The organism is Mesorhizobium sp. M0029 (genome assembly GCF_040323735.1).
Taxonomy (GTDB): Bacteria; Pseudomonadota; Alphaproteobacteria; order Rhizobiales; family Rhizobiaceae; genus Mesorhizobium.
In genome coordinates this window covers 169,172-188,130 of sequence record NZ_JAMYVF010000010.1, presented here as the reverse complement: position 1 = coordinate 188,130, position 18,959 = coordinate 169,172, and the positions used below count along the sequence as shown (strand labels likewise).

General features: G+C 64.8%; 23 protein-coding genes. 16 read left to right on the top strand and 7 right to left on the bottom strand.

The genetic code is table 11. The annotated features are described in order from the left end of the window. Positions 1-56 precede the first annotated feature (56 nt). Together NKJ76_RS18390 and NKJ76_RS18385 are read right to left on the bottom strand one after the other, a co-directional pair. Positions 57-959, bottom strand: coding sequence for a DUF1003 domain-containing protein (locus NKJ76_RS18390; protein ID WP_023703727.1), 903 nt, complete (start codon positions 957-959; stop codon positions 57-59). Positions 960-1,390: 431 nt separating this feature from the next. Then, positions 1,391-2,359 (bottom strand): D-alanyl-D-alanine carboxypeptidase family protein, encoded by a 969-nt coding sequence (locus NKJ76_RS18385; protein WP_023689149.1) that lies wholly within the window; start codon positions 2,357-2,359, stop codon positions 1,391-1,393. 249 nt (positions 2,360-2,608) lie between these two features. Between NKJ76_RS18385 and NKJ76_RS18380 the strand changes: the two genes are divergently transcribed. The 4 genes from NKJ76_RS18380 to NKJ76_RS18365 all read left to right on the top strand — a co-directional run bounded on the left by NKJ76_RS18380 (position 2,609) and on the right by NKJ76_RS18365 (position 7,337). Continuing rightward, positions 2,609-4,420: a methyl-accepting chemotaxis protein gene (locus NKJ76_RS18380; protein WP_352538047.1), complete on the top strand. Its 1,812-nt coding sequence runs from the start codon at positions 2,609-2,611 to the stop codon at positions 4,418-4,420. A gap of 478 nt (positions 4,421-4,898) precedes the next feature. Next, entirely contained in the window at positions 4,899-5,990 is a 1,092-nt protein-coding gene (locus NKJ76_RS18375) for a hypothetical protein (RefSeq protein WP_352538046.1), read from the top strand. A 269-nt stretch (positions 5,991-6,259) separates the two neighbouring features. Then, positions 6,260-6,880 (top strand): nucleoside triphosphate hydrolase, encoded by a 621-nt coding sequence (locus tag NKJ76_RS18370; RefSeq protein ID WP_023689152.1) that lies wholly within the window; start codon positions 6,260-6,262, stop codon positions 6,878-6,880. An 85-nt stretch (positions 6,881-6,965) separates the two neighbouring features. Then, on the top strand, positions 6,966-7,337 hold the full coding sequence (locus NKJ76_RS18365) for a hypothetical protein (RefSeq protein WP_023671223.1): 372 nt from the start codon (positions 6,966-6,968) through the stop codon (positions 7,335-7,337). 25 nt (positions 7,338-7,362) lie between these two features. On the opposite strand, the gene NKJ76_RS18360 is transcribed toward NKJ76_RS18365, so the two are convergent. The 3 genes from NKJ76_RS18360 to NKJ76_RS18350 form a co-directional block, all read right to left on the bottom strand. After that, entirely contained in the window at positions 7,363-8,067 is a 705-nt protein-coding gene (locus NKJ76_RS18360) for a glutathione S-transferase family protein (protein WP_352538045.1), read from the bottom strand. A gap of 152 nt (positions 8,068-8,219) precedes the next feature. After that, complete coding sequence (locus NKJ76_RS18355; RefSeq protein ID WP_023671225.1) at positions 8,220-9,428, bottom strand: beta-ketoacyl-[acyl-carrier-protein] synthase family protein; 1,209 nt, start codon at positions 9,426-9,428, stop codon at positions 8,220-8,222. Between the two features lie 5 nt (positions 9,429-9,433). Beyond that, a complete protein-coding gene (locus NKJ76_RS18350) occupies positions 9,434-9,688 on the bottom strand; it encodes an acyl carrier protein (protein ID WP_023671226.1) in 255 nt (84 codons plus the stop codon). Between the two features lie 235 nt (positions 9,689-9,923). Between NKJ76_RS18350 and NKJ76_RS18345 the strand changes: the two genes are divergently transcribed. From NKJ76_RS18345 to NKJ76_RS18325, 5 genes are read left to right on the top strand one after another with little or no spacing between them, the layout of a single operon-like run. Next, positions 9,924-10,745, top strand: a complete 822-nt coding sequence (locus NKJ76_RS18345) for an urease accessory protein UreD (RefSeq protein ID WP_081726189.1) — start codon at positions 9,924-9,926, stop codon at positions 10,743-10,745. A 30-nt stretch (positions 10,746-10,775) separates the two neighbouring features. Continuing rightward, positions 10,776-11,078, top strand: coding sequence for an urease subunit gamma (locus NKJ76_RS18340; RefSeq protein ID WP_023671228.1), 303 nt, complete (start codon positions 10,776-10,778; stop codon positions 11,076-11,078). A 10-nt stretch (positions 11,079-11,088) separates the two neighbouring features. Beyond that, the gene (locus NKJ76_RS18335) at positions 11,089-11,343 is read left to right on the top strand and encodes a DUF1272 domain-containing protein (RefSeq protein ID WP_023671229.1); all 255 of its coding nucleotides are present in this window, start codon (positions 11,089-11,091) and stop codon (positions 11,341-11,343) included. Positions 11,344-11,372: 29 nt separating this feature from the next. Beyond that, the gene (locus NKJ76_RS18330; protein ID WP_023689154.1) at positions 11,373-11,966 is read left to right on the top strand and encodes a HupE/UreJ family protein; all 594 of its coding nucleotides are present in this window, start codon (positions 11,373-11,375) and stop codon (positions 11,964-11,966) included. An 8-nt stretch (positions 11,967-11,974) separates the two neighbouring features. Further along, entirely contained in the window at positions 11,975-12,280 is a 306-nt protein-coding gene (locus NKJ76_RS18325) for an urease subunit beta (RefSeq protein ID WP_023729012.1), read from the top strand. Between the two features lie 26 nt (positions 12,281-12,306). On the opposite strand, the gene NKJ76_RS18320 is transcribed toward NKJ76_RS18325, so the two are convergent. Continuing rightward, positions 12,307-12,804 (bottom strand): hypothetical protein, encoded by a 498-nt coding sequence (locus tag NKJ76_RS18320; protein WP_023689155.1) that lies wholly within the window; start codon positions 12,802-12,804, stop codon positions 12,307-12,309. Positions 12,805-12,927: 123 nt separating this feature from the next. Beyond that, positions 12,928-13,290, bottom strand: coding sequence for a hypothetical protein (locus NKJ76_RS18315; protein WP_023671233.1), 363 nt, complete (start codon positions 13,288-13,290; stop codon positions 12,928-12,930). Positions 13,291-13,470: 180 nt separating this feature from the next. On the opposite strand from NKJ76_RS18315, the gene ureC reads away from it, so the two are divergent. The 7 genes from ureC to ureG all read left to right on the top strand — a co-directional run bounded on the left by ureC (position 13,471) and on the right by ureG (position 18,878). Next, positions 13,471-15,183: an urease subunit alpha gene (gene ureC / locus NKJ76_RS18310; RefSeq protein ID WP_502902316.1), complete on the top strand. Its 1,713-nt coding sequence runs from the start codon at positions 13,471-13,473 to the stop codon at positions 15,181-15,183. Between the two features lie 92 nt (positions 15,184-15,275). Continuing rightward, on the top strand, positions 15,276-15,869 hold the full coding sequence (locus NKJ76_RS18305; RefSeq protein WP_023732688.1) for a hypothetical protein: 594 nt from the start codon (positions 15,276-15,278) through the stop codon (positions 15,867-15,869). 42 nt (positions 15,870-15,911) lie between these two features. Next, positions 15,912-16,517, top strand: coding sequence for a glutathione S-transferase family protein (locus NKJ76_RS18300; protein WP_023683600.1), 606 nt, complete (start codon positions 15,912-15,914; stop codon positions 16,515-16,517). Beyond that, positions 16,514-17,116 (top strand): urease accessory protein UreE, encoded by a 603-nt coding sequence (locus tag NKJ76_RS18295; protein WP_352538044.1) that lies wholly within the window; start codon positions 16,514-16,516, stop codon positions 17,114-17,116. The genes NKJ76_RS18300 and NKJ76_RS18295 overlap by 4 nt, the downstream gene beginning before the upstream one ends. Continuing rightward, positions 17,109-17,795 (top strand): urease accessory protein UreF, encoded by a 687-nt coding sequence (locus NKJ76_RS18290; RefSeq protein ID WP_352538043.1) that lies wholly within the window; start codon positions 17,109-17,111, stop codon positions 17,793-17,795. Before NKJ76_RS18295 ends, NKJ76_RS18290 begins: the two co-directional genes overlap by 8 nt. Continuing rightward, positions 17,792-18,232, top strand: a complete 441-nt coding sequence (locus NKJ76_RS18285) for a DUF3995 domain-containing protein (RefSeq protein WP_352538042.1) — start codon at positions 17,792-17,794, stop codon at positions 18,230-18,232. Before NKJ76_RS18290 ends, NKJ76_RS18285 begins: the two co-directional genes overlap by 4 nt. Positions 18,233-18,245: 13 nt before the next feature. Continuing rightward, on the top strand, positions 18,246-18,878 hold the full coding sequence (gene ureG, locus NKJ76_RS18280; protein WP_023671240.1) for an urease accessory protein UreG: 633 nt from the start codon (positions 18,246-18,248) through the stop codon (positions 18,876-18,878). Positions 18,879-18,959 lie beyond the last annotated feature (81 nt).

Here is an 18,959-nt window from a genome sequence, read left to right as displayed (position 1 = left end):
AGCCACGTCGCGCGGCTCGGCAACTTCGCGTCCGCCTTGCAGCCTCAGCCCGGGACTCACCCCGCCACCTCCACCTTCGCCACCCGCCTGCGCACCCTGCGCGGCGCCCGCTTCGCCTTCTTCGCGCCGGTCAGTTCGTGCATCGCATCCAGCTGCATCTGCTGCATTTCGGCCAGCCGCGTCCATTGGCGCGAGATCAGATAGTCGAGCTTTTCGTGCAAATGGCGCACTTCCAGCTCGGCTTTCAGGTTCACCCGGTAGTCGTTGAACGAGCGCAGGCGGTCCTTGGCCTCCGTCCGTCTCTGGCTCATCATGATGATCGGCGCCTGGATGGCGGCGATACAGGAGAGCAGCAGGTTGAGCAGGATGAAGGGGTAGGGGTCGAAGGCGCTGCTCACGCCCGCGATCAAATTGATGCCGATCCACACCGCAAGCACGCTGCCGAACGAGATCAGGAACCACCAGCTGCCGCCGAAAGCCGCCATGTTGTCGGAGACGCGGTCGGCGAACGAGCGGTGCTCCTCGAACTCCTCTTCCGAGTTTTCCGAAATCGTGTCCTGCCTGGCGATCGATTCGACCACCTGGCGGTCGAGCTCGGAGAATTCGCCATGCTCCTGCTGCAGCAGCTCCTCCATGTAGCGCATGCGGTAGCGGCCGAGCTCCTCCCGGCTGATGCGGGCGCCGCGCGGCAGGTCGGGATGATCGGAGCGGATGCGGTCGGCCAGGCTCGGCCTGAGGTCGTCGATGCGCACCAGGTCACGCTTGCGAAACTTTCTACCTGATATCGCCGACGGTTTTCGCTTCGGCTTCAGGCGGCCATGGGGTTCGGAGTCCGGCACATCGGGCGCTTCCAGCGCCTCGTCGGCAACCAGTTCGGCGTCGTGGGCGGGCGGCGCCTCGAAATACTCGCCGCCGCTGTCGTTTTCATTGTCGGCCTGTTCGGATGGTTTTGGGCTCATGATGCCGGCTCCTGCTGTCGCGCCCACGATACGCCAAGGCGAGGCGGCATAGCCACTGTGGCGGTGAAGATTGGGGGCTTGTGCAAGCGCTTGTGATGAATGCCTGCTGCAATTGCCTGTGGCAGCGCAGCCCCCCGGGGCCTCGCTCGCCTGCTGCTCGGCAACCAGACCGCCGAAGTGCTGTTGCCGACGGAGGTCGCGCCTGCTGCAGAGTTAAGATGAGGCAGCGATCCTTCACGACCCCCCTCTGTCCTGCCGGACATCTCCCCCTCAAGGGGGGAGATCAGATGTCGCCATGGCTTCGCCAAACACGAAAAAGAGGCGAGACGCCGAAGCTGCTAATCTCCCCACTTGAGGGGGAGATGGCCGGCAGGCCAGAGGGGGGTGCTGTCCCGCCGGCGTTTCAGAGTTCCTCCACCCAACGACGGGTTCTATTGCGGCGGTAAACCAGGCAACTGCGACCCCTGCGCCGGCAAACCAGGCGGCGGCAGGCCGGGCGACGCGGCCGGCTGATCTCCCGCAAACATCAGCCGCGTCTTCGTATCGGCCATGGCGGGCGACAGACTGCGCTGGATCAGCGCTTCGACATGGTCGTTGCGCTGCCTAGCGCTGTCGGCGCCCATCACCACCACGATCAGATGCCGGCCGTCGGCATTGTAGGACGTGACGATATTGTAACCGGATGCCCTGATATAGCCGGTCTTGATGCCGTCGACGCCGCGCACCCGGCCGAGCATGTCGTTGTGGCCGCGCACCAGCCGGCCGCGGAACATGAAGTCGCTTTCGGAGAAATAGTGGAACTGCTGCGGGAAGCGGGCGCGCAGCGCCATCCCCAGCGTCGCCATGTCGCGCGCCGATGTGTGCTGGCCATCGTCGGGCAGGCCGGAGGCATTGCGGAAGACGGTGCTGCTCATGCCGATCTGGCGCGCCTTGGACGTCATCATGGCGGCGAACTGGTCCTCCGAGCCGCCGAGATATTCGCCCACCGCCACCGCCACGTCATTGGCCGACTTGACCACGATCGCCCGGATCGCCGAATCGACATCGATGCTCTCGCCGCGCTTGAAGCGCAATTTGGTCGGCGGCTGCCGGGCGGCATTGTCGGAGACCGGAATCTGCGTTTCCTTCGAGACGCGGCCGGACTCCAGCGCCTCGAACAGCAGGTACAGCGTCATCATCTTGGTCAGCGACGCCGGATAGCGTTGCGCCCTCGAACTGACTTCGAACAGCGTCTTGCCACTGCCGGCATCGACGACGATGGCCGCATATTTCTCCTGCGGCGCCGGCACCGCCAGCACGCTGTCGGGCGGTGCGGTGGTGCTGCAGCCGGCCACGAAGACAAGCAGCAGGAGGGCTGCGAGAAATTTCTGGGCGGGGGAGGGGAAATGGAAATTTGGCAAGTCAAGTCCGGCGTTGCTGAGAGGGCCGGAACCTAGCCTAACCCATTTTGTTCGTCCATTTGGTTAACGGCGGAGCTGCCGATGACGCTGCCAATCTCCCCCGCAAGGGGGGAGATCAGATGTCGCTTCGGCTTCGCCAACCATCGGCGCTGAAACGGCAACCTCCCGAAATCGCCTGCTTCCTGTCCTGTTTTGCCTGCGGGGTCGCGGTGCTGCTATAGAGGCGGCAATTGCTTGGGGGATTTGACAATGACCGGTGACATCGGCGCGGCTGCGCCATCTCTTATCAGGGCTTCGCTCAGCCGCACCGGCAAATGGGCCGGCAGCGTCGCTTTCATCGGCGGCGCCGCATCCGACATCCTCAATCCGCTGGCGCCGTTCGCCGCCTATATCGCGCTGGTCGCTTCGGTTGCCGCCGCCGTCATCGCCATTGCCATCGTTCTGCGGCTGGTGCTGGCCGCCAAGGCGCTGCCGGCGCTGATCTTTGCCACCAGCGCTGCCGCCGTCGCCGGCGGCGTCTATGGCCTGCAGCAGCAGTCCAATTCGCAGAACGGTGTGATCGCCGGCCTGGTGCCGGCCATCGCCCAGTTGCAGCAGCAGATGGGCATCGTCTCGGCCAGGGTGGCCAGGATCGAGCAAACGGTAACCGAGACGAAGCTGGCGGTCGACCAGGTCAAGCAATCGACCGACGCGGTGGCGAAGAAGACCGAGGAAATTGCGTCGACCCAGCAGCAGCAGGCTGAGCAGGGCGCGCAGACGCAAAAGTCGGTAGAGGCGGTCAAGCAGACGACCGAAACGCTCGCTGCCGGCCAGCAGAAACAGGCCGAGCAGGCGGATAAGCTTCAGGCGACCACCGAGCAGATCGCCGCCTCGATCGACACCATCGCCAAGGGCTTTGCCGCATTGGCCGCGCAGGGCGGGACGATCGCCGAGCCGAAGCGGCCGGACGAATTCTATCACAATGCCCGCGTCTACGAACTTTCCGGCGACATGCTGAATGCGCGGCGCTCCTATCTCGCTTTCGCCGGTTTCGACGTCGACGCCGTCGATCCCTACACACGCTTCGCCACCCTGCTGCGCGTGCAGGACGGCAAGGCCGGCGCCCGCGAAGTGTTCGGCGCCCTGGCCGACAAGGCCAAGGCGCTGTCGATCAAGCTGGTCCATATCCTGCAGTTCGACGATGCCCAGCGTCTCGACAAGCTCAACGCCTTCATCGCGGCCAATCCGGATTTCGCACCGGCCTATTATCTGCTCGCGCAGGAGTTTTCCGAGGATCGCCTCGGCGTCCAGTCGCTGTCCGACAAGCGCAGCGAGGCCGAGGCGCTGACCAGGTTCGTCTCCTATGAAAAGGAAGGCGGGCTGCTCAAATATTTCGTCGACCAGACGCAGCTCGCCGACTGGCTCGACCGCAGCCGTACCCGCCTGACGGCGCTTGGCGACGTGCTCGACCCAGCACGCTTTGCCCCGACGCTGACGCCGATGCGCTCCAATGCCGGCTGGACGATCTCCATCTCGCTGCCCGAGGCCGCGACCGGCATTTCCTGGCGCATGGGTGTGTCAGGTCCGTTCACCGACACCGGGCTGATGGCGATGAACGACCAGCGCACCGGCAAGCCGATGCCCAATCCGAGCTTCGAATTGCCCGACAGCACCACGGCCACCACCATCGGGGTCAAGTATCTCGATCTCAGGGGCCGCGAGACCGGGCCGTTCAACATAAGTTTCGATCCGGACGCAGCGCTGCAACAGGGCAACAAACAGATCCTCGACCAGTTCTGGACGTCGTGGATCGCCTTCGACGCCAGCGGCAATCACGGCCTGGTCTATTTCTCCCAGATGCTGTCGTTCCGCTGCGGCATCAAGGAGGTGCGCTACAGCCTGAACGGCACGGCGCTCGACAGGGAGATCAAGCTGCCGCCTTGCGACAAGAAGGACCCGTACGCCATTCCTTATGACTACCAGCCTTACTTCAAGGTCCCCGACAACGTGACATCGATGGCGGTGCAGGTCACCTACACCGATGGCACCAAGTCGCCGGTGCGCGAGTATAAGCGGCAGTAGGCGCCCACCCTCCCCCATGTGGGGAGGGTCGATCCGCGTAGCGGATCGGGGTGGGGGTCTTCGTAGGGGGCTAGCACCCCCCCGTCCATCCATCACCGCGTGGCCCCGATAGCACGCCGGCACCCCCCCCCCGCCCGGGGGGGGGCGGCGGCCCCCCCCGCCGCCTCGGGGGGGGCGGCGCGCCCGCCGCGGCCCCCCCCCCCCCGCGCCGCGGCACCGCCGTCCCGCCCCCCCGGCCGCCCCCCCCCCCCCACCGGGGGGGGGGCGCGCCCCCCCCCGTGCGGGGGGGGGGGCGCCCCTCCTCGTAGGGCGCTACCCCCACCCCGTCGATCGATCTCCGCTTCGCTCCGATCGCTCGCCGACCCTCCCCACAAGGGGGAGGGTAAAAATCGCCCTGATGCAAAATGCCGGTCGCTGTGCTTGCGCATCCCTCGCGGAGCGGGTTTGTTCGCTGCCATCAGAATCAGCAGGTGCGCGGATGGATACGGTCACGATCAAGGCAAAGGGCATTTCGGTCACGCTCGATCTCACTGTCGGCCATATCGCCGACATGACGGTCGACAGCGATGGCCGCCAGCTGAAGCCGCTGCACCGCGCGCCCTGGATCGATGCCGGCGAGACGCTGCCGCCGGATCTGCCTCAAGGCACGGTGCGGCTGTCGGGCGATTTCCTATGCGCACCGTTTTCGGCCAGCGACATCGAGGCCGCACCGCTGCATGGCTGGCCGGCCAACAGCGCCTGGGATGTCACCGCCAGCGAAGCGACATCCGACGGCTGGCGGGCCGTCTTCCGGTTGCGCCGCACGGTGATGGGCGCGACGGTCGACAAGATCTTCACGCTCCGCAACAGTCATCCCTTTCTCTATCAGGAGCATGTCTTTTCCGGCGGTTCCGGCGCGGTCTCCGCCGCCCACCATCCGATGGCGGCGATGCGCGATGGCGGCCGGCTCGCCTTCTCGCCGAAGCGCTTTGCCGGGACACTGGACGCACCGCTGGAGCCCGATCCGGCCCGCGGCCGCTTCAAGCTTTCCTATCCCGCCCGCTCGACCGATCTGACGCGCTTTCCAGCCACTGGCGGCGGCACGCTCGATCTCACCGACTACCGCATGGAGGATGAGCGCGAGGATTTCATCACCCTGGTCGAAGCCGATCATGACGGTCCGGGCTGGACGGCGCTGGCGCGCCGGGCCGAACAGGATCTGGTGCTGGTGCTGAAGAACCCGGCGGAGCTTCCGGTCACCATGCTGTGGTTCAGCAATGGCGGCCGCGACTACGCGCCGTGGAGCAGCCGCCATCGCGGCGTGCTCGGCATCGAGGACGGCCGCGCCGCCATCGGCCATGCCGCATCGATCGAAGACAATTGGCTGAAGCGCGAAGGGGTCGCGACCGCTTTTACCCTCGGCGGCGAAGTCTCCTTCCGCCATGTCATCGGCACGCTGCCGCTGACGAGCGGCGAGCCGCCGCGCGCTATCGGGACAGCCTCAGGTCACATGCGTCTCACCGGAGCCGATGGTTCGACCCGCGATGTCAGGTTCGACAGCGATTTCCTGCGGATCGGCCAGCCCGGCTGATTTTCGAACGCTGGCCCTGCCCCTCACCTGCCTGCCGGCATCCTCGACACACGGCACATGGAGCTTGTCCGCCGCACCGCCGCGCCAACCAATCTGCTTGGCGCTGCGGCGGACGCATAGGGGGAGAAGTGTTACCCATCTATCGGCTGGACACCGGCAGGGCGACGAGGGGCAGCGCTGACGTGGCGGATGTCGTGAGATTGCCCAAATCGCGGTTTGAAATTTCCTCAAACTGCCGACAAGATGCAAAGCATAACTGGAAGCGCCCAATGTCCGAAATCGCCCATCTCGCCGCCACCATCTTCAAGCGCGCCGGCAAGGCGAAACGCTTCATCGTCGCCATTGCCGGCCCGCCCGGCGCCGGCAAGTCGACGCTCTCGGCCGGGCTGCATGATCTGCTGCCGGAGGGCGCGGCTGAAGTCGTGCCGATGGACGGCTTCCACTATGACGACATCGTGCTCGACCAGCGCGGCCTGCGGCCAAGAAAGGGCGCGCCGGAGACTTTCGACTTCGCCGGCTTCGAGACGCTGTTGAAGCGCATCCGTTCGGGCGAGCCAGACATCGCCATTCCGGTGTTCGACCGCAGCATGGAATTGTCGCGCGCCGCCGCCTCCATCGTTGCCGCCGAGACCAAGTTCATCCTGGTCGAAGGCAATTACCTCCTGCTCGACGAGGAGCCGTGGTCGCGGCTGGCGCCGCTGTTCGACTTCACCATCTTTGTCGATGTGCCGCGTGCCGAACTCGAGCGCCGCCTTCTGGTGCGCTGGCACGAGCATGGCCGCTCCGACGAAGACGCCCGCGCCTGGATCGCTTCCAACGACATGCCCAACATCGATCGCGTGCTCGGCCGCCGCAGGTCCGCCGACCTGGTTGTTGGCGATCCCGCATAGTTCACTGGACTTCGGAACGGGAACCTTAAGACTTTCAGGTCGTTATCTCTCATCGGCAATCGTGCCGCCGTGAGGGAACCGTCAGATGGCAACCAAGGCAAAAACACCCGCCAAGAGCAAGACCGCTCAACCCAAAGCCAGGCAGGCAAAGGCCACGCAGGCCAAGGCAGGCGCCGGCCCGGCGATCGCCGAGCGGTCCAAGGACGCAAAGCCGGCTTTCGGCAAAGCGGCGCCAAAGAAGGTAGAACCGGTCGCGACGGCGAAGGTGGCGGCGAAAACAGCCAAACCCAAGAAGCCGGCAAGCCGCGGCTCGATGGCCGGCGGGGCCATGCGCACGGTCAAGGCGACCGCCAATGTCGCCGCTGGTGCGGTGGCGGCGACAGCCAGGGGCGCCGCGTCGCTCGCTGCGTCCGTCATCGGCAAGGGCGGCTCGAAAAGCAAGGCCAAGGCGAAATAGACCTGGTTGCTTCGGCCGGCCGAGGTCAATTCCTGGCGGGAATGGTCAGGCTGCGCTGCACCGCGGGCCGCGCCAGCCCGCGCTCCAGCCATGCCGCGACGGTGGGGAAGTCGTCGAAGCCGACGAGTTCGCGCGCCTCGTAGAAGCCGATCAGATTGCGCACCCAGCCCAGCATCGAAATGTCGGCGATGGTATAGTCGTCGTCCATGATCCAGGTTCGACCCTTCAGCCGCGTCTCCAGCACCCCGATCAGCCGCCGCGATTCATTGCGGTAGCGATCCAGCGGCCGCTTGTCGGCGATCTCGCGTCCGGCGAATTTGTTGAAAAACCCGACCTGTCCGAAAATCGGCCCGATCGCCGCCATCTGGAAGAACACCCATTGGATGGTCTCGTAGCGCCGCGCCGGATCGGCAGGGATCAGCTTGCCGGTCTTGTCGGTGAGGTAGAGCAGGATGGCGCCGGATTCGAACAGGCCGAATGGCCTGCCGCCCGGCCCGTCGGGGTCGATGATCGCGGGTATCTTGCCGTTCGGGTTCAGCGACAGGAATTCCGGCGTCCAGCTCTGGTCCTTGCCGATATCCACCAGATGCGCCTCGTAGGGGAGGCCGAGTTCTTCCAGCGCGATCGAGACTTTCACCCCATTCGGCGTCGTCGCGGAATAGAGCTGCAGGCGGTCGGGGTGGCTGGCCGGCCAGCGCTTGGTGATCGGAAAGGCGGACAGGTCGGTCATCGAAAGCTCCGGTCGGGAATTTGGCGCGGTATCGCGCCGTCTGGCGAGTTGCGAAGGATTATCCTCGGCTTCTTTGCCGATCAACCGGTCGAAGGTGCACACACCGTCTTCGCAGTCATTCAGGGCCAGTCGCTCAGGCCAGTCGCTTGCCGTCAGACCGCCTTGAACGCCACCACGGCATTGGTGCCGCCGAAGGCAAAACCGTTGCTGATCGCCGCGCGCACCTTGCGCTCGCGCGCCACATTCGGCGTGATGTCGAGATCGCAGTCGGGGTCGGCCTGCCGGAAATTGGCCGTCGGCGGCACGATGCCTTCGCGGATCGCCATCACGCAGGCGATCATTTCCAGGCCGCCCGAGGCGCCGAGGCAATGGGCATGCATCGACTTGGTCGACGACACCGACAGCTTATAGGCATGGTCGCCGAAGACGCGCTTGATTGCCGCCGTCTCGATCTGGTCGTTGGCCTTGGTGCCGGTGCCGTGGGCGTTGAGATAGTCGACGTCCTCGGGATTGAGCCCGGCGTCCGCCAGGCAGGCGCGCATCGCCGCCGTCGGTCCCTCGACAGTCGGCGCGACGATATCGGAAGCGTCGGCGGAAAGGCCGGCTCCGGCAAATTCGGCCAGAATGGTCGCGCCGCGCGCCATGGCGTGTTCATACGTTTCCAGCACCGCCATTCCAGCACCTTCGCCGAGCGACAGGCCTTGGCGATCGGCCGAGAACGGCCGGCAGGTATCGGGCGCCAGCACCCGCAGGGCCTCCCAGCCCTTCAGGATGCCCCAAAGCAGCGGCGCGTCGGTGCCGCCGGCGACCATGACATCAGCGCGGCCGAGCCGGATCTGGTCGACCGCCGAGGCAAAGGCGTGATTGGACGAGGAGCAGGCCGAAGTGACGCCGAACACCGGCCCGCGCAGGCCGAGATTCATGCTGACATGGCCGGATGCCGCACTCGGCATCACTTTCGGCACGGTGAAGATGCCGGCCCGGTTCTTGCCGTCGACCAGGATGGCGCGATAGTTCTCCTCGATCGCCTCCCAGCCGCAGACGCCGACGCCGACAACCGCGCCCATCCGGTAGGTGGTTGCTTCAGTCGATGTCAGGCCGGCATGCTGCATGGCTTCGCGCGCGGCAATCGTCGCCAAAAGGCTGAAGCGGTCCATCGACACGGTCTGCTTGTGGCTGATGCCATGGTCGGGCAGCGTCTTGATTTCGCAGCCGACCTTGACCTTCAAATCATGCAAACCGGGATTGCTGATTTGACCGATGGCCGATCGGCCGGCCCGCATTTCGTTCCAGATTGCAGGCGCATTGGCGCCGAGCCCGCATATGCCGCCGATGCCGGTAATGACGACGCGCTTTTGCATTCAGCTCAGGCTTTTTTCGCAATCAGCGCGCGAACAGCCTCAACCATATCGCCGACATTCTTGAGATTGCTCCAGGCATCGACCGTGTTCATCTCGATCTCGATGCCGTACTGCTCCTCGAGATCGAAGATGATCTCGGTCAGTTCCAGGGAATGGATGCCAAGCGCGGTCAATTCCGTATTGGTGGTGATCTCTTCGCCACCGGGCTCCGCATGTGCCCTGATCTTGGCGATGATTTCCGTTGCCAGCTCGTCAGCCATTCGATTCCTTCCCCAATTTTATAACGTCGCGGTGCCGATTGGTTGGCGCCCCTGTTGCCTGGACTGAAATCGCCGTCGCCTTCAAAAACCCGCCAGGCGCAGCATGACCGTTCCAAAGAGGCTCCCTCTATAGAAACGGAAACGCTGTCAAGCAACAAGCTATATCAACAAGCACCATATCGACAAAGCGCCGGGAGTGCTTAACGTTAGCGCCGTGGATACGTTGCAGCATGTCTTGATCCCAGCTCTTCCGGCCCAGCGCGCGGCCGGGGCGGCCCGGCTTGCGTGCGGCGTCAGGGATGGACGCACCCGGCTTTTGCGCCTCTATCAGGACGGCTCGGCCAAAATCCGCATGCCGGCCGTTGCGGCCGATCCGCTCGAAGCCGTGCTCATCAACACCGCCGGCGGTCTGACCGGCGGCGATCGGCTCGGCTGGGAAATCGATGTCGGGCCAGGTGCCTCCGCCTCGATAACCACCCAGGCCTGCGAAAAGATCTATCGTGCCGCTAGCGACCGCGCCGAAGTTCGGGTGAAGCTCAGCGTCGGCGCGGGCGGGCGTATCGCCTGGCTGCCCCAGGAAACCATCGTCTTCGACCGCTCGGCCTTTGCCCGCACGCTCGAGGTCGAGCTTGCCGCAGGCGCCGAGGCATTGCTGCTTGAAGCCACCATATTCGGCCGCCTCGCCATGGGCGAAGAGGCCGCGCACGGCCATTTCCACGACCGTTGGCGTGTCCGCCAGGATGGTGCGCTCGTTCATGCCGAGGATTTCCGCATCGGGCCGGCTATCGCGGCGGCACTTGGCCGCCCGGCGGTCGCCGGCGGCGCCATTGCCGCTGCGACGCTGCTGATGGTCTCGCCGCAGGCCGAAGCCTTGCTCGATCCGGCCCGCGACATCGTCGGCGCCGACGGCGATGCCAGCGCCTGGAGCGTCAAAAAATCTGGCAAGCTTCTTGCGAGGCTGTTTGCCGAGGACGGCTATCAGCTGCGCAAGCGGCTGGTTCCGCTCGTCGAACTGCTCAACGGGCGGGCGGGTCTGCCCAAATTATGGTCACTCTGAGCCAAATACAGGCCAAATCCAGGAAAGCGCATGAACCTGACGCCGCGTGAAAAGGACAAGCTGCTCATCGCCATGGCGGCGATCGTGGCGCGCAAGCGGCTGGAACGCGGCGTCAAGCTCAATCACCCCGAAGCGATCGCGCTGATCACCGATTTCGTCGTCGAGGGCGCCCGCGACGGCCGCCCGGTCGCCGAACTGATGGAGGCCGGCGCCCATGTCATCACCCGCGCGCAGGTGATGGAAGGCATCGCCGAGATGATCCACGACGTGCAGGTCGAGGCGACCTTTCCCGACGGCACCAAGCTGGTGACCGTTCACGAACCGATCAGGTGAGGAGAAAACGATGCTGGAGCTGCGACCGAATTGCGAATGCTGCGACAAGGACCTGCCGCCGGAAGCGGCGGACGCGCTGATCTGCACCTTTGAATGCACCTTCTGCGCTGACTGCGCTGAACATGTGCTGGGCGGCGTCTGCCCGAACTGCGGCGGCAATTTTTCCGCACGCCCGATCCGCCCAGTGGAGAAACTGGTGAAATATCCGGCCTCGACCCAACGCGTGCTCAAGGCCGAGGGCTGCGGCCCGCGCAAGGCTGCGTGATTGTTTTCGTGACTTCGAAGGGAAGACCGATGATCTCTGCTTCAACCAAACGCACCACGCTTGCAGCGATCCTGCTGCTGGCGGCGGCGATGCCCGCCTATGCCCATGTCGGCATCGGCACGACCTCGTCCTTCGCGGCGGGCTTCGCGCATCCGCTGTCCGGCCTCGACCATATGACCGTCATGGTAGCCGTCGGCCTGTGGGCGGCGCTCAAGGGCGGCAAGGCAATCTGGGCCTGGCCGCTGGCCTTTGTCGGCGTCATGCTGGTCGGCGGCGCGCTCGGCATGCTCCACGTGCCGGTGCCTTTCGTCGAACCGGGCATCCTTGCCTCCGTCGTCGCGCTTGGCTTGCTGGTGGCGTTGGCGGTCGATCTGCCGGTCTCGGCCGGAGTCGCCATCATCGGCCTGTTCGCGCTGTTCCATGGCCATGCCCACGGCACCGAAGTGCCGGAAAATGCCGGTGGACTTGACTATATGGCCGGCTTTGCCGTTGCCACCGCACTTCTCCATGCCATGGGCATCGCTGCCGGCCTTGGCCTCGGCATGCGCTTTCGCGGGCTTGCCCGCGCCGCTGGCGCCGCTTGTGCTGCAGTCGCCGTCGGCCTGGTCTTCGGCGTTTTGTGAGGCTAACGATGATTCCCGGCGAAATCATCACGGCAAGCGGCGACATCGAGCTCAACAAGGGGCTGCCGACGGTGACGCTGAAGGTGGCCAACAGCGGCGACCGGCCGATCCAGGTCGGCAGCCACTACCATTTCTTCGAGACCAATGAGGGGTTGAAATTCGATCGCGACAAAGCGCGCGGCAGGCGTCTGGACATTGCCGCCGGCACCGCGATGCGCTTCGAACCGGGACAAGAGCGGGACGTCACGCTGGTGCCGTTCGGAGGAAAACGCGAGGTCTACGGTTTTCAGCAGAAGATCATGGGCAGGCTGTGAGATCGACGGGGTCGGGCGCCCTGAGGTCAGTTCGACGGCCTGGCCGCCGCGTAGATGACGATTCTTGCCGAGCCGTCGAATTCCACCGCAAGGACGTCTTCCGTAAGCACGCGCCGCGAATCGATGGCGTTGAACAGCAAGGCGTTGGCGTCGATCTCCTTGCGCAGTTCCGCAATGTCATCCTGATGCTGTTCGACCTTGCTCTCTACCGCCGGCGGCGGGCCGCCTTCGCTGCGCGCCGCGTCGGTGAGGAAGACGATATCCACAGTATCGAGCTTGGACGTCTTGCGCACGGCGCCGATGTTCTCACGCGTCCGCTCGATCGCGGTGATGATCTTGTTGGTCTGTGGTTCCGTCCGCGCCTCCTCCTGCCGGACATCGGAGCCGACGATCCTGTTGACGGTGTCGGCCCGGTTGACGGCGTCAGCGCTTTCAAGACCTTGCGCGGCTTGCGGGCCGAAAGCTGCGAGAAATGTGCAGGCAGCAAGGCTCTGGAGCCATCTGGTGTCGGCAAAGACAGGCATTGCTCGCTCCTGGTGGACTTTTCTGTGCAACGCCGTTCGGCGCCAAAGGAACGAAACGCCTCCTGTCGGGCGAAGGTTCCCTGTGGGCTGGCGGGCCGGGTGCCGGCCCGCCAAGCGCTTCTTTCAGCTTGCCTTCTTGGTGACAAGGGTCAGCGCGCCATCGGTGGTCATGCTGGCGGCGACCACCTGTGCCGAGGTGAGCCCCTTGGCTTCGAGCGCCGACTTGATCTGCGGCGTCGCGTCGATCGAAGAGCGCAGTTTCTGCAGCCCGGCATCGCCACGCTGGGCGATCACCTGATTGACCTGCGTCTGGGTGGCCTTGGGCAATTCGCTGATATCGACGATGTTGACCTTCTGGATCGCCGGCGCCGCCGGCTGAGCGCTGGGCGCCGCCGGCTTCGGTTGCGGCGTGGGCTGCTGCTGGGCGCCGGCTACGGTTGCGGAGGCCAGCGTGGCGGCGGCTGCAAGAACGATGATTTTGCGCATGTATTTTCCTTTCATCGATTTGGCCAAGGGTTTGGCAAACGGGCGGTTTGGGGTGGCACGGCCACCTCAACGGCCAAATGGGATCAGAAGGTGTCGCCGAGCGGGTCATTGCATGACCATTGGATGGCGACGATGTGGAGTTCGGCTGCGGCCGGACTCTCGTTTGGGGAGCATTGACTGATGGCTAGAATTACCCGCGCCGCCTACGCGCAGATGTATGGCCCGACGGTCGGCGACAGAGTGCGCCTGGCCGATACCGAGCTGTTTATCGAGGTCGAAAAGGACCTCACCGTCCATGGCGAGGAGGTGAAATTCGGCGGCGGCAAGGTCATCCGCGACGGCATGGGCCAGAGCCAGGTGTCGCGCGCCGGCGGCGCGGTCGACACGGTCATCACCAACGCGCTGGTGGTCGATGCCACTGCCGGCATCTTCAAGGCCGATATAGGTCTCAGGGACGGCCGCATCGCGGCGATCGGCAAGGCCGGCAATCCCGACACGCAGGACGGTGTCACCATCATCATCGGCCCCGGTACCGAGATCATCGCCGGCGAGGGCAAGATCCTGACCGCCGGCGGCTTCGACGCGCACATCCACTTCATCTGCCCGCAGCAGATCGACGAAGCGCTGATGTCGGGCATCACCACCATGCTCGGCGGCGGCACCGGCCCGGCGCATGGCACGCTGGCCACCACCTGCACGCCGGGACCCTGGCACATGGCGCGCATGATCCAGTCCTTCGACGCTTTCCCGATGAACATCGGCCTGTCCGGCAAGGGCAATGCCTCGCTGCCGGCGGCGCTCGAGGAAATGGTGCTGGGCGGCGCCTGCTCGCTGAAGCTGCACGAGGACTGGGGCACGACGCCGGCGGCCATCGACTGCTGCCTGTCGGTTGCCGACGATTACGACGTGCAGGTGATGATCCACACCGACACGCTGAACGAATCCGGCTTCGTCGAGAACACCGTCGCCGCCATCAAGGGCCGCACCATCCACGCCTTCCACACCGAGGGTGCCGGCGGCGGCCATGCGCCTGACATCATCAAGGTTTGCGGCCTGCCCAACGTCATCCCGTCCTCGACCAACCCGACCCGGCCCTACACCGTCAACACGCTGGCCGAGCATCTCGACATGCTGATGGTCTGCCATCATCTGTCGCCGTCGATCCCCGAAGACATCGCCTTTGCCGAAAGCCGCATCCGCAAGGAGACCATCGCGGCGGAAGACATTCTGCATGACATCGGCGCCTTCTCGATCATCTCGTCGGACTCGCAGGCAATGGGCCGCGTCGGCGAGGTGGCGATCCGCACCTGGCAGACCGCCGACAAGATGAAGCGCCAGCGCGGGTCATTGCCGCAGGAGACCGGCAACAACGACAATTTCCGCGTCCGCCGCTACATCGCCAAATACACCATCAACCCGGCAATCGCGCATGGCCTGTCCAGGGACATCGGTTCGATCGCGGTCGGCAAGCGCGCCGATCTGGTGCTGTGGAACCCAGCCTTCTTCGGCGTCAAACCGGACATGGTGCTGATCGGCGGCATGATAGCCGCAGCCCCGATGGGCGACCCAAACGCCTCTATCCCGACACCGCAGCCGATGCACTACCGCCCGATGTTCGGCGCCTATGGCAAGGCCAGGACCAACTCGTCGGTGACCTTCGTTTCGAAGGCCGCGCTGGAGTCCGGCCTGCATGGCCGTCTTGGCGTCGACAAGCAGTTCGTCGCGGTGGAAAACACCCGTGGCGGCATCGGCAAGCATTCGATGGTGCTCAACGACGCTACGCCGCATATCGAGGTCGATCCGGAGACTTACGAGGTGCGCGCCGATGGCGAGCTACTGACCTGCGAGCCGGCAACCGTGCTGCCGATGGCGCAGCGGTATTTTCTGTTTTGAGGCGAGGGGCGATTTGATCGACCCGGCAAATTCCGTTGCGACCCGGTCGGTCCCGCCGCAATATGCGGCTCAAAGAAACCGCGTAGCAGGTCATGGCCACCGAAATAGCCTCCGCCCACGACATCTTCCCGCATATCCGCATCGTCATGGGCATGGTGATCGGACTTGGCGTCGCTCGCCTGCTGTCGGGGGTGGCGCGGATCGTTCAGCATCCGGGCCAGTACAGGCTCTATCCCGTGCACCTCGGCTGGGTCGCCTCCATGCTGTTGCTGCTGGTGCATTTCTGGTGGTGGGAGTTCGGCCTCTACACCATAGAGGTCTGGACTTTCGGCAAGTACCTGTTCCTGATCTTCTACGCCATCACGCTGTTCCTGCTGTGCGCGCTGCTGTTTCCGGATTCGATGCTCGACTACACCAGCTATGAGGATTTCTTCTATTCGCGTCGCGGCTGGTTCTTCGGCCTGCTGGCGACGACCTATCTGCTCGATGTCGTCGATACGCTGCTGAAAGGTCCCGAGCATTTCGCCCGCTACGGCAATGAATATCTGTTCCGAACGCCGGTTTTCGTGGTGTTGTGCATTGCCGCCATACTGGTGCGTGACCGCCGTTTCCACATCGCCTTCGTCGTGGGCACGCTGATTTACCAAATATCGTTCATCCTGCGGCTCTTCGACACCATCGTCTGAACAGTGGCTATGGTTTAGGGTCGCAGGAAAGAGGGTTCAACCATGTACAAGGCCATCGGATCGCGTGGATCCCGCGTCAGCCGCGTTCTGTGGATGCTCGAGGAACTCGGGCAGCCCTATGAATTCGTCGAGGTCAAATTGCGTTCGCCCGAAGCCTATGCGCTCAACCCGTCGGGCAAGGTGCCGATCCTGATCGATGGCGAACTGACGGTGACCGATTCGGCGGCAATCTGCGTCTATCTCGCCGACAAGCACGCCGACAAAGGCATGGGCGCCAATCCAGGTGTGGCCGGACGCGCCGAAATGGATTCCTGGATGCATTTTGCCCAGTCCGAGTTCGAAGCGCCGCTGTGGAACAAGCTGCGCCACCGCTTCCTGTTGCCGAAGGACGTGCGGGTCGATGTCGGCCCCGCCGCTGCCTACGATTTCGCCTCGGAGGCCAAGGCGCTCGACGGCCGGCTGGGGGATCGGGAGTTTGCGCTGGGCGACCGGTTTTCCGCCGTCGACGTGCTGTTGGGCGACATGGGCGGCTGGGCCCGCGCCGGAAAATTTCCGATCGAATCCGAGCGCGTCAACGCGTATTTCGACCGCGTCCTGGCGCGGCCTGCCCGTGCGAGAGCCCAGGCTAACGGTGGAGCCATGCGATGAAACTCAACCTGAACACCGACTTCACCAAGTTCCCGCGCGCCGTCTCGGTCGTGGCTGCCGGCACTGCCGGAACCACGGCCCCATCCGGCCGTGCCGTCCTGCCCCATGACGAGCGTCATTTGCGCCGCCGCGCCATCGAGCTTGCCGACGGCAGCAAGGTGCTGGTCGACCTGCCCGAACCCGTGACCTTGAACGATGGCGACCGGCTGGTGCTGGAGGATGGCGGCCAGGTCGAGATCACCGCGGCACCCGAAGAGGTCTACGACATCCGCGCCCGCCACGCCGTGCATCTGACCGAACTCGCCTGGCATATCGGCAACCGGCATCTGGCGGCTGCGATTGAGCCCAGCCGCATCCTGATTTTGCGCGACCATGTCATCAAGGCTATGCTGGAAGGGCTGGGCGCCACGGTGCGCGAAGTCTCCGAACCGTTCAAGCCGGTGCGCGGCGCCTATTCCGCCCAAGGTGCGCATGGTCACGATCATGGCCATGCGCATGCGCACGCCGAAGCGCATTCCCATGATGGACGTTCCCACGCACACAGCGAGTCGCATTCGCACAGCCATTCCCATGACGGGCATAATCACGATCATGACTGACCAGCCATCCGGCATCGCTTTGCTGCGGCTCATGGCGTGGCTGTCGCCGGCCTTTCCCGTTGGCGGCTTTGCCTACAGCCATGGACTCGAGCGTGCCGTGCAAGACGGGCTGGTTGCCGACACCGCCAGCCTCGCCTTCTGGCTGGAGACGCTGGTCGAGATGGGCTCGGGCTGGAACGACGCCGTGCTGTTCGCGGAAAGCTGGCGCCGCGCCCGCGACGGCGGCGACCTCCATGAAGGCGACCTCCATGAAATTGCCGATCTCGCCGAAGCGCTGGCCGGCTCGCGTGAGCGCCACACCGAAACCATGCTGCAAGGCGCCGCCTTCCTGAAAGCGGCAGCGGCGTGGGCGAATCCGGTGTTCGGCCGCCTGCCGGCCGAATGCGCCTACTGTGTCGCCGTCGGCGCCGTTGCCGGCGGCAACGGCATCGCGCTTCCGGACGCGATGTCGGCCTTCCTGCAGGCCTTCTTCTCCAACCTCGTCCAGGCGGCGATCCGACTCGGAATCGTCGGCCAGACGGACGCTATGGCCTTGCTCGCCGGCTTCGAGCCGTTGGCGCTGTCGACGGCCGCGCGCGCCGCCGGCTCGACATTGGACGATCTCGGCGGCTGCGCCTTCATCTCCGACATCATGGCGATGAAGCACGAGACGCAGTATTCCAGGCTGTTCCGCTCATGATCGTCCTCGCCTTCGTCCTCTCGGCCGTCCTGCTGCTGATCACCGCGCTGCATGTCTATTGGGGCCTTGGCGGCATCTGGCCGGGCAGGGACGGCGTCTCCTGCGCCCACGCCGTCGTCGGCTTTCGCGGCGTCGACGAGATGCCGACGCCGTTTGCCTGTTTCGCCGTTGCCGCGTGCCTGTGCCTGGCGACCCTGTGGCCGCTGGCGCTGACAGGGGTCTTCGCCACCCCCTTTCCACGGGACGGCCTTGCCGCCACAGCGCTGCTCATCGGGCTGGTCTTCCTCGGCCGCGGCATTGCCGGCTTCACGCCGTGGTGGCGCCGCCTGGCGCCGGAACAGCCTTTTGCGCGGCTCGATGTCAGCTTCTATTCGCCGCTCTGCCTGTTGATCGGGCTCAGCTTCACCATCCTCGCCATCACGGAGTTTTCGGCATGACGGATTTTTCGCTATGACTCAGGCCAATGGTCCCCTGCGCATCGGCATCGGCGGTCCCGTCGGCTCCGGCAAGACGACGCTAACCGAAAAGCTCTGCAAGGCGCTGCGCGACGATTTCTCCATCGCCGTCGTCACCAACGACATCTACACCAAGGAAGACGCCATGATGCTGGCTCGCCTGCAGGCGCTGCCTGAGGACCGCATCGTCGGCGTGGAGACCGGCGGCTGCCCGCACACCGCCATCCGTGAGGACGCCTCGATCAATTTGCAGGCGATCGCCGGGCTGAACAGGAAATTCCCCGATCTCGACATCGTCTTCATCGAATCCGGCGGCGACAATCTTGCCGCCACCTTCTCGCCCGACCTCGCCGACCTGACCCTCTATGTCATCTCGGTTTGCCAGGGCGAGGAAATCCCCAGGAAGGGCGGGCCGGCGATCACCCGTTCCGATTTCCTGGTCATCAACAAGAGCGACCTGGCGCCCTATGTGAACGTCAACCTCGATGTCATGGAGAGCGACGCCGCCCGAATGCGGGGCAAGCGCCCGTTCGGCTTCACCGACCTGTCGCGCGGCAAGGGACTGCAGGAAGTCATCGACTTCATCGTCGAACATGGCGGGCTGCAGTCGGCTCGCTCGGCGGCGTAATGCATGTCGCCCAAAAGTGCGTAGCGGTTTTGGGACAACCTGACCCACCAGTTTGCGGTTGCTGGCCAGGGCTGAGCGCGG

Bases quoted from the DNA above. Each gene is read 5' to 3' on its own strand.
- NKJ76_RS18370 (WP_023689152.1), top strand. From the start codon at position 6,260: ATGTCCGAAATCGCCCATCTCGCCGCCACCATCTTCAAGCGCGCCGGC.
- ureC (WP_502902316.1), top strand. From the start codon at position 13,471: ATGGCTAGAATTACCCGCGCCGCCTACGCGCAGATGTATGGCCCGACG.
- NKJ76_RS18390 (WP_023703727.1), bottom strand. From the start codon at position 959: ATGAGCCCAAAACCATCCGAACAGGCCGACAATGAAAACGACAGCGGC.
- NKJ76_RS18300 (WP_023683600.1), top strand. From the start codon at position 15,912: ATGTACAAGGCCATCGGATCGCGTGGATCCCGCGTCAGCCGCGTTCTG.
- NKJ76_RS18325 (WP_023729012.1), top strand. From the start codon at position 11,975: ATGATTCCCGGCGAAATCATCACGGCAAGCGGCGACATCGAGCTCAAC.
- NKJ76_RS18290 (WP_352538043.1), top strand. From the start codon at position 17,109: ATGACTGACCAGCCATCCGGCATCGCTTTGCTGCGGCTCATGGCGTGG.
- NKJ76_RS18285 (WP_352538042.1), top strand. From the start codon at position 17,792: ATGATCGTCCTCGCCTTCGTCCTCTCGGCCGTCCTGCTGCTGATCACC.
- NKJ76_RS18305 (WP_023732688.1), top strand. From the start codon at position 15,276: ATGGCCACCGAAATAGCCTCCGCCCACGACATCTTCCCGCATATCCGC.
- NKJ76_RS18380 (WP_352538047.1), top strand. From the start codon at position 2,609: ATGACCGGTGACATCGGCGCGGCTGCGCCATCTCTTATCAGGGCTTCG.
- NKJ76_RS18335 (WP_023671229.1), top strand. From the start codon at position 11,089: ATGCTGGAGCTGCGACCGAATTGCGAATGCTGCGACAAGGACCTGCCG.
- ureG (WP_023671240.1), top strand. From the start codon at position 18,246: ATGACTCAGGCCAATGGTCCCCTGCGCATCGGCATCGGCGGTCCCGTC.
- NKJ76_RS18355 (WP_023671225.1), bottom strand. From the start codon at position 9,428: ATGCAAAAGCGCGTCGTCATTACCGGCATCGGCGGCATATGCGGGCTC.
- NKJ76_RS18350 (WP_023671226.1), bottom strand. From the start codon at position 9,688: ATGGCTGACGAGCTGGCAACGGAAATCATCGCCAAGATCAGGGCACAT.
- NKJ76_RS18365 (WP_023671223.1), top strand. From the start codon at position 6,966: ATGGCAACCAAGGCAAAAACACCCGCCAAGAGCAAGACCGCTCAACCC.
- NKJ76_RS18360 (WP_352538045.1), bottom strand. From the start codon at position 8,067: ATGACCGACCTGTCCGCCTTTCCGATCACCAAGCGCTGGCCGGCCAGC.
- NKJ76_RS18330 (WP_023689154.1), top strand. From the start codon at position 11,373: ATGATCTCTGCTTCAACCAAACGCACCACGCTTGCAGCGATCCTGCTG.
- NKJ76_RS18315 (WP_023671233.1), bottom strand. From the start codon at position 13,290: ATGCGCAAAATCATCGTTCTTGCAGCCGCCGCCACGCTGGCCTCCGCA.
- NKJ76_RS18340 (WP_023671228.1), top strand. From the start codon at position 10,776: ATGAACCTGACGCCGCGTGAAAAGGACAAGCTGCTCATCGCCATGGCG.
- NKJ76_RS18320 (WP_023689155.1), bottom strand. From the start codon at position 12,804: ATGCCTGTCTTTGCCGACACCAGATGGCTCCAGAGCCTTGCTGCCTGC.
- NKJ76_RS18375 (WP_352538046.1), top strand. From the start codon at position 4,899: ATGGATACGGTCACGATCAAGGCAAAGGGCATTTCGGTCACGCTCGAT.
- NKJ76_RS18295 (WP_352538044.1), top strand. From the start codon at position 16,514: ATGAAACTCAACCTGAACACCGACTTCACCAAGTTCCCGCGCGCCGTC.